Below are 11,918 nucleotides of genomic sequence, written 5' to 3'. Positions count from 1 at the left end.
GTGGTTCGTGCTCAAGAATTGGATGCGTCAACGCTGGGATGAATTTGATAGCTTTCGCGATTGTGTCGATGCTGCCTTCAACCATTGTTCGAACGTGTATCCGTAAAGCTATATCTTTTGCAACCTTGATGCGGATATCTGCCATTTTGAGAGCTGAATGGGTGGATAATTAAGGTGGGGCTGTCTTTAGGATTTCCAGGTTAGGGTGCTGGAGTTACTGCAGATGAGGCGATCGCTTTCAGTAGATAAACTAGGCAATCAGTTCCTTGCGCGATCGTTGCAGGTCACTGATCGCTTCCTGCTTGTAACAGTTGCTCAACCGTTAAGTCAAGTTCAGGAAATAGTGTAGATAGGAGGCGATCGCTTCCCTGGTATTCCACCGACTCATACAGCCCATCAACCAGCGTTAGCACCAACACTCGCTTTTTCATTGGATCAATAATCCAATACTCAGGAATGCCTCGCGCTGCATACTCCGATCGTTTAAACCGATAATCCCGATCCTCATTTTTCTTGCCTGGAGATACAACCTCGATCGCTAATAAGGGAGCAGGCATATCTCCTGTAATCGTGCTGTGTCCTGATGCCAATAGCGATGCCGCCAACTCCTCCCCCAAAACCATTAAATCCGGCATTCGCACTCGACCCGCTACAACAATCTCAATATCCTTGTGTCGTAACCATGTCACTGGCACAAATCGCGCCAACGATACCAGCAGGAATACAGAAATCCTGGCATTGAGGTTGCTTTCGGGCGGCATCTTAATGATTTCTCCATCTACAAACTCTTGCTGCCCTTCATAAATTTCTTCTAATGCTAAATAGTCTGAAATCGTCTGTTTTGTAACAGTCATCCCAAATCCTCCAACTCGCCATCCTTCGTACTCCTTACCCCTCAACCTCCACTCTAACGCCGCTCAACCTCCACAACCTCCGTCCATTCAAACTCATTCGGGCTTTGCCGCACCAGTGGGTAAGTTTCTCCATTTAAGACGATCGCCTCTGGCTCACAGTCAGGCTTTGCCGAGTTAAACACCAACACATATTCCTTGTCGATGTAAGGTTCCATTTCCGTTTCCACCTCACCGCGCCACTGTGTCTTCGTTGCCAACACCACTAACTGATCCGCCAACATGGGAATCAACTTCGCAATCTGCCGCCGATAGTTCTCATCCAGCGTCCCAAAGGGCGAATCCATCACGATTGGAAAACTGCTGCTATCCAGCCCAATCAGCGAATGCTTCTTACTCCAATAGCGCACCCGCTCAATAATGCTGCCAATAAACGACAGACTGAGAATCTGGTTCTCTCCGGTTGAAGGCGCAGCAATACTCTCACCATCGGTTAAATTTTCGACTAGCACCAGTTCATAGTTTTCCGTCAGTTTAGGAACCTGCGTCTTAAAAGACACCTGCCGGAAAATCTCTCGAACCTTCTGTTCCAACACCACCCTAAACTTGCTATCTACCCGCGATCGCACTTGGGTAAGGCGATCGATCGCATCATCTGTCGCCTTCATCTGCCGCTGAATCAGGGCCTGTTGCTTGCTCTTTGCCTTCAGGTCCTTGATCTGCTTGTTCAGATCGCCAATCTCTCCTTCGCACTCCTCAATATCCCGCGCCACATTTTCATCTTCCCGATGCAGGTCAATGATCCTGTCCTCAATCTCCTCCAGGCGTTTTTCCAAACCACTGACATTGACATCTTCGCTGCCCTTCAACTGCTCCCGGATGTCGTCAAGCTGGTTCTCTAACGTCGAAAGATGTCGCCGCAAATTTTCGATGCTGGCTTGCTCTTGCTCCACCTCTGCCCAAAATTCTGGAATTTGTCGCTCAATACTGTTCACCTCACCGCCCATCTGAATCACCGCTTCCTCGACCTGCTGAATCCCAGAGCGATCGAGCCACGATTCTACCTGCTTGCGAGCCTTTGTCCCTTGCTCTAGTTGGGTGCCGCAGATGCACGCCCCATCCTCCAGCAAGTCTTCTACAAACTGTTGCTTAATTCCGGCAGGCAATTCTCCGCGCTGCCGCAATTCATCGGCGAGATTGCGAAACTGGGCGATCGCATCGGTGAGAAACACCATATATCCCCTCGCTGAGATCGTCCGTCGCAGCTTATCTTCACTGCGATCGAGTTGTGCCTGAATTTCCTCCTCCTGTCGCTTCAGATCATCCCGCCGCTCCTGAATTTGCCCAACCTTATCCAGGTCACGTAGCTGCGCGGTTACTTTCTGCTTCTGCTCCTCAAACGCCTCCAGTTCAGATGCAATTTCCTCCCGTCCAGCCTCCAGTTGAGCCTTCTCCTCAATCAGGTCTTCTTTCTCTTTCACCAGTCGCTTTGTTTCTGGATCGCCAAGCTCTGCCAGTTCCTTGTTGAGCGATCGGTAGGCTTCCTTCAAATGGTTAATGGCCCGATCCAGCACCTCCACGCTCAGCAGTGTCCGAATGGCTTTAGAAATCTCTGATTTGTTTTCTGATTTGACAATGCGATCGATCCGCTCTCCATCAAAAAAGAAGTAGCGATGCAAACTCTCTGGCAAAACCTGCCCCACTTTGTCTTCTGGCACCTCTGGAGGCTGAACCAATTTGCCATTGATCTGAAGCGCAAGTTCTCCCCCCTGTTCGATCGGCAACTCACCCGAATGCGACTTCTCGATGTAGCACGATCGTCTAGCACGATAGCGATTGCTGTTATGCTCAAACACAACCTCGACCCAGCAATCAACTCGTTTTCCTGAGGCAGTTTGGGCAATGGCTCGTTTATTAATATGCTGCTCTGGCGAAGCAAATGCCCCTGTATGCTGACCGTATAGCACCCAGGTAAAGGCATTGAGCAGTGTGGTTTTACCTGCCCCGTTATTACCATGAATGACTGTAACACTACGTCCCGGCTGCCCCGCCAGATTAATCTCCACTTCTCCCCAAAACTGACGGAAATTGAACAGCTTCATCGAGACTAGCTTCATTTCACCGCATCCTTAATAATTTGGAGAATATCGGCTTTCACCCTGGGTCTATCCGAGTGTAAGTTCTCTTTCTCCACTCGAATCACCTCCCGAATAATTTTTTCAACTTCAGGGGGCGCAGTCGTAATCGGTTCTTCAATGTCGTTATAATCTGAAGCCATACTTACTTAAAGTTCTAATAATTGATACCTTTCTTGCAGCAGTAGCAGTACTTTTCTAGCCTGTCCGCTATTGACAGCTAAATCGGCGAACTCAACAAACCGCTTCAACTCCTTTCGCAGTAAATTTCGCTCGATACTCCAAGATTCCCGTCCCAAATCAGGAGGTATCACAATCATGTCAAACAACTCAGCCCTTTCTTTGCCTGGACTCGGACGCAGAATCCGCCCCCGTCGCTGGATGAACTGCCGAGGGTTGCTACTACTCGCCAAGATCACAGCAGTTTGAATGGCTGGAATATCCACGCCTTCATCTAAGCAACGAATCGCTACCAATCCCTGTAGGATGCCCTGCATGAATTGGTAGCGCAGTTCTTCCCGCTCCTCCAGGCTAGTTTCGGCTGTGTAAGTTTTAACTCGGTAGCCTAACTCGTCTTGTAGCAAAGCCGTAGCCGCTTCAAGTTGACGAATGCTCTCTTCAGTCAATTGGTCCTCAACAGAACCGTCACCACAATAGAACAAGGTATGACTGGTTTGCAGACGCGTGGACATAATTTGGCGCAAAGCATTTAGTTTATTGGCTGCTGCTCCTACAATCCGCGCCCGTTGCATCAGTAGCGCCGTTAGTATCTCGTTGTCATCTGCATCGCCTCCGATCCCAATGGCTCGACCAATGCGACTGGTGAGTTCCTCATATCGCTCAATCTCAGGCTCTGTTAACTCTACTAAAACCGGATAATAAAGATAAGGAACTAACGCTTTAGCAGCGATCGCATCTTTCAAGGTAAACTCTGGCTCCAAAACAGGACCAAAGTATTCAAGCAATCGCTTTGTACCGCGCTCATCAAAGTATCGTTCAGGCGTAGCCGAGAGCGCCAATCGTAGTTTAATTTCTTGGGGCAGGCTTGACTCTAAACGGGTTGCTCCTAAGTTGTGTGCCTCATCCCCAATGATGAACGATCGCTTCGGGAAAAATTGCAGTTGAGACTGGAGGCTGTCTCGCATTAATGTTGCATTCGTTGTAATCACAGTAACAAACTGTTGATTTTCTGAAAGCACTGCTAATAGTTGAGATTGCAGTTCTCCTTGCCAGCTTTTCACCGTTTCAAATGCCAGAATGGGTTGTAAGCCAAACTGACGAGCTTCTTCTGCCCACTGAGTCACCAAATGTCGGTAGGGACAGACGATCAGTAACGCCTGGAGCGGTTTATCTTGCTCAACACTTGTCCGATACAGTTCAGCCGTGATCGCCAGAGCCGTGATCGTCTTGCCACTCCCCGTTGCCATCTTCAACGTGCCTCGTCCCTTGTTGGCAAACCAGTTGGCGATCGCCTGCTGCTGGTAAGGACGTAGCTTTAGCCAAGAGGGGATTTTGGGCACTCCCTTAAGAGGCAAGCCGGAAGTGGAATAGCCACCGCTTGGCTCTGACACTCTGGGTTCTATTAACGGCGGCTCTCTAGGACATAGTCTCAGGAGATTCTGCTGCACCGCTTCTGGAAATTCCAGTACATCCAAGTTTTCAGTCCGATTATCCCAAAGGCGCTGAAAGTTCTCAACCTTCCGCAAAGCTCTTCTACGGAAGGGCATATCCCACGAGCAGTAAACATCGATACACTCAAAATTCTCAATTAAGGCGCTGTAGCTCTCATTAGCTGATCCCATAAATGTGACGAAATTACCCTCGCTGTCGGAGAAAATCCCTACTTTCTCGTGATAAATCCCCCGGTCACGTATCATCTTAGGGACAGCAAGCTTAATTTCTAGAAATCCCTTAGCCAGTAGCCAGGCAAGACAAGTCAGGCGATCGTGAACGACTTGGTCAAACTCAGATTCCAACTCCCGCAAGAGGGTATCGGTAATGGCTGCTTCCCGCTGCTTCAGTCCTTGAGCGATCGCGTTTGCATCTTCAGGGGATAGCTGAGGGGATGCAATCAATTGCATTCTTCCCCCAGAACGAATTAAAGCAGTTAAGCCTTTTGCTGCCGCTGCCATTGAGGAACTAGAGAAATAGCCAACTGCTCGTTTATAAACGACCGAGTTTTCGAGACAAGGAGTATAAAAATCTTGAATCAGATCACAGCTATCACTCCGATATTCATCCTGAATCTCTAAATCACTCAGACTCAACGCCAACAGCCCTTCAATATGTTTGCTTTAGTCTAGCCCGTCTGACTCCAAAGCAAAAAGAGCCGTTGTTCAAATCCACCTCTCTCTGCGCGTCGGTGTTCCTGCTCTGCTCGAACGGTTGCAGGATTAATCTGATGTACTGCCATTAACGCATCTATAACTTCCAGCAAATCAGCTAGCTCCTTAGGCAGTTCCTGAGTGTCAGCCTCGGCAACTTCATGTGCTTCCTCAATCAACTTCTGGCGTAGGGCTTGCTGATATTCCTCCTCCGATAGCACCTCTGACGCACATTTTCTTCCTGCTTCCTCAATAATCTCGGGAATGCGATCACGTACCAGCTTGTTATAAACCTTTCTCATCTATCTATAAGTCAATTTAATCGATATGACTGAGAATATCAGTGAACCTGCGCAATAGTTTTATTATCACAGAGAAGCATGGTGGGTTGACGCAAGAGACAACCTTAGCGCCATCCTCTAACCAGTGAAATAAACACAAGAAGTATTGACTGCCTCGATTAGTCCCAAAATGGGTAAAATGTACCCTTTTGTCTCTAAGTTGAATAAGGAACAGTTCGACTACTGTAATTAAATAGAGGCAATCCTTGCGGCAATGGCAAAGCCGTGCTGTAAAGCGCCAGCTATCTATTAACCTTGTAAGCTATCGAAGCCGATAGGAAGTTTACAAAATAGGAACTGGGATACGATTCACAGGCTTAGCATAAACTCGATCGAATCATCTCAGCCGAATTCCCAACCCACTTGGCAAGTTGAATACTGGCAATATCTCCCTCTCGACAAAGGCTACAGAAGGTATGGCGCATTTGATAGGGATTGCGGTATTCAACGCTGGGCAGTACCTCACCATCTGGCAGTAAGGTGTCCTGCGAGAGAGAGGCAAGAACCTTCGTCCAGGCACGAGTCGTGAAATTGTGCCAATCGATAAACTTCCCTTTGGGGCTAGGAAACACCAGGGACTCTGGATGGCAATCCTTTGGCTTAATTGTGGCAATGATTTCTGCGAGTTGAGCATTGACAGGGAAGTTTCTCAGCTTTTGAGTTTTCAGCCCATCCTGAATCACCAGTTTCTTGCCATCGTAGATAAGAACTCGTCGGAAAGTGATGAAATGTTGGCTGATATGCTTCCACTGCAAGGCAAGAGCCTCAGAAGGTCGGCATCCCGTGAAAAATAGGAATTCGACAAGCGAGGCATATTTGCCGTAGTGGCGATCCGCCTTGAAGGCAGTAATGATGCGATTGCGCTCCTCTGTCGTGAAAGGATAGATTTCCTCTTCCTCCTCGCCCTCAGACTTTTCCAACTCAATTTCTGCTGCCATTCCCTGAAAAGGGTTGGAATCGATCAACCCCACCTTTTTCGCCCATTTGCAGCTTGCCGATAGCTGCGTCAGAACTCGTTTTGTAGAATCCGCAGGGACGTTAGCATTCAACCAGTCAAAGGTAGCCTGAGCTTCAGTCAGCCGTTTATAGGGGCACCTACTTATATGATTTGCGACCCATCCATACATCCTGATCGTAAATGTTGACTTTTTGTGCGATCGCACCTCCCTGTAGCGATTCCAAATCTCAGCCAAATCTAGACTCTCAGCAGGGTTAAGAGGAGTCGTGTCATCAGTAGCCGTAGCCGACTGCACCTTATATTTTAGTTGGACTTAGCGTTGGGTTGGCTCAGCCTATAACAGTGGCAGTGGTCAACGGCAGAACCGGAGATGTTCTGACTTATCGAACTCCTCGTACATTACTAGGCGATCGCTACTCTCTCCTCAACCGTCAACGACAACGGCAAAAGCAGAATGCCCTGCAACGTCACAAAAATCAGAAGCGCGGCGTAGCATACCAACCTTCAGAATCAGAACTGGGTCAGTATGTTGATCGCCTACTGGCACAGTCCGTCATTCAACTGGCTCAACAGTATCAAGCGGGCAGCATCGTGATTCCTAGCCTGAAGCATCTTCGAGAATTACTCTCCAGTGAGATCACGGCAAAGGCTGAACAGAAGTGTCCGGGTTCGGTTGAGGCTCAGGACAAATATGCTAAAGAGTTCCGTAGGGCAATCCATCAATGGAGCTATAACAGACTTCTTGAAACGATTTGTTCTAAAGCTAACCAAGTAGGGCTCACAGTCGAGACGGGCTTCCAACCATCAAAGGGAACCGCCCAAGAACAGGCAAAAGATTTGGCGATCGCAACCTACCACTCTCGTGCGATCGCCACAAAATAATCTTGCCTTTGGGTACATTTGAACCTGGACAAGTTAATATTTGAGTCAATAGCGCCGCAGTTCAAGCTTTCTAAGCCGCTGAACTGTGAAAAATGTGGGTCAGTTTGGTCATCGTGAGATGGCTGTGCTTTCCGACCCTGATAACTGTCCGCTCACTGACTGCCATCCTGGTACAAATTTGATCTCGGAATTTGTATGGGGATGGGAAGCTGCATTCGTCGATTCCCTTCTTCCAATGTAGCGTAGGTGCGCGCCCAGCAGAAGTGAGTTAAGCCTCCTTTGAAGGTAGGTACGGGAGCATTATCTCTTCGATTTTTAGATGCAGATGATGTTACTGGAGTGGCAGTTACTGAATCGCCCCGAATCATTGTGGGAGTCCTCCATAATTTTTTGGCAAACCGAAGCGAGGTTCAAAATCCCGAAAGGTTAGCCAAACGTACACAATCCTTCTGAAATCTAATTTCCAAGGTTTTTGTTGCCTACGTTTGACGCTCGTTATTGCAAATAAATGTTGATTGTTGCAAAGAGCAATCGAGCTTTGGCAATTTCCTTTAGGGAAGCAGATGGTACAAGGATTCTAGCGCTGGGAGTCGCAATCGCCCTCTCAGGTATAGGTGGGCTGAAAGAACGGCTTCATAACGAGTCGAACCGTAAACTGCGCTAAGTCGCAATCGCCCTCTCAGATATAGGTGGGCTGAAAGTATAACGGAATACTCAGGCAAAGTACCAATTTTCTCGTCGCGATCGCCCTCTCAGGCATGGGTGGCTGAAATTAGGCTTAAGGAAACCACAAACTTTTCCTGTGTTGCGATCGTTTGTGGGTTTATGAATGGAGGACTGAAAGGAGCAGCTGATTTGTAACCAGCAAAAGGTTTATTGAAAAGACAGGAACGACACTAATTTGCGAAAAGATTGAAGTAAAACAAAGGCGACATTAATTTGCGAAATGTGGTAGACTCCAGCAAATTGTCCCGAAAACGACATTAATCTGCGAATTGCGACATTCAGTTCGCGAATGTACACTTGTTTTACTTAAAAGCTGGTGACGGGACTCGAACCTGCGACCGGCTGATTACAAATCAGCTGGTCGTATTTCTCAAATCCTTGCTGGTTAAGCTTTTTAGCAATCAATAGAAATATCTTTTCCAGTTTTATCTCAATCTTTATCTCAATCACAAAAAATTAGGTAAGTTTGGGTATTGTCAGAGAACTTTGACGAAGCAGGGGTGTAATACAAAAAATCGCAGTTCAAAAGTTTAAGCGATAGCTCCTTCTTGCTGCCGACAAATAATTCGTGTATTTTTAGTGCAAATGTACTAAGATGCTCATGCTTCAACACGAATTTGCATCACCAACGAATGGGTATCTCCTCACCTATGAGGAACTGCTCCGTATCCGCACCCTAAAGCTTCTAACGAACGATCGAGACTACGTTTTCTTTGCACTACAGATTGATTACCCAGGTAAGCTCAATCCTGCGATCGACGTTGCTGCCTTCTGCGATCGCTGGGAGCTAAACGACGGCGACCTCTACAAAGCCTTGGGAGATCTGCGGAAAAAGGGAATTGTTGTCTCTATCTCTAGTCAACTGAACCTTCAACTCTCCTAGTTCTCTTGGGGTGGGATTGCTGCTTCCATCGATCTGACAGCATTTAAAAATTAGTCGTCCAACGTATTACCGTTATATTTATCCACCGGGCAGCTAGGGGGATCTAGCAATGGCGATCGCACAACGGCTCAGCTTTGAAATCGACAGACTACCGCGCAAAACGCGCAGAATATGCGGTGCTTAACATTGCAGAATATTGGATTGTATATTCCATGCAGGCTGTAGTAACGGTATGTAAGCTTGTGGAGGGATTGTATGATGCTGATGAGTTTAGGGCAGATTCCCTTGTCGATTCACTGGTGTTTTCAGAACTGGAAGTGACGGCAAAACAGGTCTTGAGTGGCGGACAGGCGGGATAGGAAAAAAGGGCAAAAATTTCGATCGTGCGTCGCTTCAATCCTCTCACGATGAACTGGCTGTCCTGATCGCGTCGTTGTCTTGAGGTGAGAATTTTACATCTTCGTACAGCAGTTCGATCGGGCACTCAAAATCAAGGCTAATGAGTTGAAGGGTTTCTCCTGCGGCGTAGGGGGTCAGTTCCCATTTCTTGCGCTCGTTGAGCCGAAAAATTTCAACATTCATGCGATCGGAGCTAACCAGAACATATTCTCGCAGGCTTTTGAGGCAGCGATAGTGAGCGAATTTTGCTCCCCGGTCATAACTCTCAGTAGAGGGGGAAAGCACTTCGACAATAATGCAGGGGTAACGAATCGCCTCGATCGCTTCTTGATCACGGGAGTCACAGGTGACACTCAGGTCAGGATAGAAGCCGGGACCCGTCTCGCTGATAGCGACTTTTGCATCTGAACTGAGCACCTGGCAGGAGCGACCGCGTACATGGGGTCTGAGGGCAGCGAGAAGGTTAACGGCGATCGCACTATGGGGAATGGTGCCGCCTGTCATGGCATAGACTTCGCCACCCACATATTCGTATTTACAATCCTGCTGCGTTTCCCACTTAAGGTACTCCTGAAAGGTCATGAGTGGATTGTGAGATATTGCAATCATTTCGCCCTCCTTGATTACTGCAATTGTAAAAAATTCGATCGCGCTTCGCGCGGAAGAGTGCAAAAGAGAAGAGGGTAAAGGGCAAAAGGGCAAGAGGGTAAAGGGTTACAGAGTCCTCGGGGCAACACAAACTACACGAAAACCAATATTGAAGAAGCGGTAGCCGGGCGAATTGACGTAGCGATAGGCAGAGCGACAAAGCCTCGGATCGCCGCTCCAGGAACCGCCGCGTAGGACTCGACTTGCATTCTCATCTTCACTGATCCAGGCACTCCCATCGATCGGCGCACCCTCATAGCTGTTATGCCAATGGTCTAAACACCATTCATCAACATTTCCGTGCATGTCACATAATCCAAAGGCGTTTGCAATGCCAAAATGATCTACAGGAGTTGTCTCTTCTCGATATTCCCCTTTCGGTCCATCATTATAGGTATAGTTGCCGTCGTAGTTTGCCAATTCAGTCGTGATGGTTTTGCCGAAATAAAAAGGCGTTGTGGTTCCAGCACGACAGGCATACTCCCACTCTGCTTCGGTGGGTAGGCGGTATTCTCGTCCTGTGTAGGCAGAGAGACGATCGCAAAACTCCACTGCCTCATACCAGGACATACGCTCGACAGGGCGGTTATCTCCTTTGAAACTGGAAGGGTCGGGATCGAGTGCTTGTTTAGCCTGAGGCAATGCTGCGACAAATTGCCACTGGGCTTGAGTCACGGGATAGCGTCCCATGAAGAAGGTGGGAACGTTCACTTCATGCTGTGGTCCTTCATCACCGCTGCGTTCTGGTTCGTCGTCGGGAGAACCCATCATGAAAGTTTCACCAGGAATTAGAATCATATCCAGCCCCAGTGTGTCGCCCAGCTTCTCAACGAAGTAGCGGGCTTGCTTGCGCTCTCGACGAATCACCAGTTCTGCCATGCCAGGATGCAACTTGACAATGTTTTGAGGTGGGTCAAATAACTGTTCGCCACAGCTACCAAGCTACCTGACCCGGTTTGATTTTCGGATGCAAATGCATCACAGGAGCAGGTCTGGACTCTTCTAAACACTCCCAGTCAATATCCCATCGACTGGCTCTGGCATGAGAAGAGTGCTCGGGGCAACACAAACTACACGAAAACCAATATTGTTGTTGCGGTTGTCGGGCGAATTGTTGTTGCGATAGGCAGATCGACAATTCCTCGGATTGTTGTTCCAGGAACCGCCGCGTTTGCCGACCTAACCCCGCTTATAGCGTACTGCCAGACTATCTAATTCGTCTCTAATGATGCTGAAATCTTTAAGGAGCTTGGCTCAGGCGGGGCGGTGAATATCCAGCGATCGAAGATTTGGCGGCGCAGTTGATGAGTGTCTCCATGCCGCAGATGGGCTTCCCAGCTTTGCAATCGCTGTACCAGTTCTGCCAGGGAAAGCTGTCCGGCAGTGTAATCTTGCTGTAAATGTCGCAGCCGATGCCGTGCCCGTCTTAAATTGCTGTTTCGGACCCGAATCTGAACTTCTCTGGGAAAGGCTTTACCCGTCGGCACAATCCGAAACCCCACAAAATTTGCACCCTGTCTGGTTTCAAAGAGTTGGCTTTTGACTGGGTGTAGCCGCAAACGCAGAGCGGTCAAATACTGTTCGATCGCTCCTCGTGCCGCTTCCAGAAACGATCGATCGTCTGAAAACAGGGCAAAGTCATCTACAAATCTGAGATAACACTGGGCTTTGAGTTGTTCTTTGACGAAATGATCAAAGCCATTCAGATAGGCATTGGCAAAAAACTGGCTGGTCAGGTTGCCGATCGGCAGTCCTTTTCGTCGCTCTACCG

At 48.3% G+C, this 11,918-nt stretch carries 12 protein-coding genes, 1 tRNA gene and 2 pseudogenes; 4 read left to right on the top strand and 11 right to left on the bottom strand.

Going from position 1 to position 11,918, the window contains the following annotated elements:
* A pseudogene (locus H6F80_RS12030) lies at positions 1 to 106 on the top strand (IS630 family transposase); the annotation flags it as partial.
* 178 nt (positions 107 to 284) lie between these two features.
* On the opposite strand, the gene H6F80_RS12025 reads toward H6F80_RS12030, so the two are convergent.
* The 6 genes from H6F80_RS12025 to H6F80_RS12000 all read right to left on the bottom strand — a co-directional run bounded on the left by H6F80_RS12025 (position 285) and on the right by H6F80_RS12000 (position 6,589).
* Complete coding sequence (locus H6F80_RS12025; RefSeq protein WP_190791786.1) at positions 285 to 854, bottom strand: Uma2 family endonuclease; 570 nt, start codon at positions 852 to 854, stop codon at positions 285 to 287.
* A gap of 53 nt (positions 855 to 907) precedes the next feature.
* Positions 908 to 2,968, bottom strand: coding sequence for an AAA family ATPase (locus H6F80_RS12020; protein ID WP_190791785.1), 2,061 nt, complete (start codon positions 2,966 to 2,968; stop codon positions 908 to 910).
* On the bottom strand, positions 2,965 to 3,129 hold the full coding sequence (locus H6F80_RS12015; RefSeq protein WP_190791784.1) for a hypothetical protein: 165 nt from the start codon (positions 3,127 to 3,129) through the stop codon (positions 2,965 to 2,967). The genes H6F80_RS12020 and H6F80_RS12015 overlap by 4 nt, the downstream gene beginning before the upstream one ends.
* A 6-nt stretch (positions 3,130 to 3,135) precedes the next feature.
* Entirely contained in the window at positions 3,136 to 5,253 is a 2,118-nt protein-coding gene (locus H6F80_RS12010; protein WP_242067308.1) for a DNA phosphorothioation system restriction enzyme, read from the bottom strand.
* 32 nt (positions 5,254 to 5,285) lie between these two features.
* On the bottom strand, positions 5,286 to 5,612 hold the full coding sequence (locus tag H6F80_RS12005) for a nucleoside triphosphate pyrophosphohydrolase (protein ID WP_190791783.1): 327 nt from the start codon (positions 5,610 to 5,612) through the stop codon (positions 5,286 to 5,288).
* Between the two features lie 356 nt (positions 5,613 to 5,968).
* Entirely contained in the window at positions 5,969 to 6,589 is a 621-nt protein-coding gene (locus H6F80_RS12000) for a tyrosine-type recombinase/integrase (protein WP_199296526.1), read from the bottom strand.
* 320 nt (positions 6,590 to 6,909) lie between these two features.
* On the opposite strand from H6F80_RS12000, the gene cas12k reads away from it, so the two are divergent.
* Positions 6,910 to 7,491, top strand: coding sequence for a type V CRISPR-associated protein Cas12k (gene cas12k / locus H6F80_RS11995; RefSeq protein ID WP_347277868.1), 582 nt, complete (start codon positions 6,910 to 6,912; stop codon positions 7,489 to 7,491).
* Positions 7,492 to 8,531: 1,040 nt separating this feature from the next.
* Here the strand turns inward: cas12k and H6F80_RS11990 are convergent.
* Positions 8,532 to 8,596 (bottom strand) — tRNA-Thr (locus H6F80_RS11990).
* Positions 8,597 to 8,818: 222 nt separating this feature from the next.
* On the opposite strand from H6F80_RS11990, the gene H6F80_RS11985 reads away from it, so the two are divergent.
* Both H6F80_RS11985 and H6F80_RS11980 read left to right on the top strand, forming a co-directional pair.
* Positions 8,819 to 9,100, top strand: a complete 282-nt coding sequence (locus tag H6F80_RS11985; protein WP_190791781.1) for a hypothetical protein — start codon at positions 8,819 to 8,821, stop codon at positions 9,098 to 9,100.
* A 134-nt stretch (positions 9,101 to 9,234) separates the two neighbouring features.
* Positions 9,235 to 9,459 carry a Uma2 family endonuclease gene (locus tag H6F80_RS11980; protein ID WP_190791780.1) on the top strand — a complete coding sequence of 75 codons (225 nt, stop codon included), beginning with the start codon at positions 9,235 to 9,237 and terminating at the stop codon, positions 9,457 to 9,459.
* Positions 9,460 to 9,502: 43 nt separating this feature from the next.
* Here the strand turns inward: H6F80_RS11980 and H6F80_RS11975 are convergent, their stop codons facing one another.
* From H6F80_RS11975 to H6F80_RS11960, 4 genes and pseudogenes are all read right to left on the bottom strand, one after another.
* The gene (locus H6F80_RS11975) at positions 9,503 to 10,108 is read right to left on the bottom strand and encodes a Uma2 family endonuclease (RefSeq protein ID WP_190791779.1); all 606 of its coding nucleotides are present in this window, start codon (positions 10,106 to 10,108) and stop codon (positions 9,503 to 9,505) included.
* 105 nt (positions 10,109 to 10,213) lie between these two features.
* Positions 10,214 to 11,026 carry a formylglycine-generating enzyme family protein gene (locus tag H6F80_RS11970; protein ID WP_190791778.1) on the bottom strand — a complete coding sequence of 271 codons (813 nt, stop codon included), beginning with the start codon at positions 11,024 to 11,026 and terminating at the stop codon, positions 10,214 to 10,216.
* Positions 11,027 to 11,149: 123 nt separating this feature from the next.
* Positions 11,150 to 11,305 (bottom strand): annotated as a pseudogene (locus H6F80_RS11965) (hypothetical protein); the annotation flags it as partial.
* 53 nt (positions 11,306 to 11,358) lie between these two features.
* Positions 11,359 to 11,918: RNA-directed DNA polymerase (locus H6F80_RS11960; protein WP_190791777.1), on the bottom strand; the 560-nt coding region annotated here is incomplete at its 5' end.

It is taken from the genome of Leptolyngbya sp. FACHB-711 (assembly GCF_014695615.1).
GTDB lineage: Bacteria > Cyanobacteriota > Cyanobacteriia > Elainellales > Elainellaceae > Leptolyngbya_A.
This window is presented reverse-complemented; position numbering and strand designations above follow the sequence as displayed.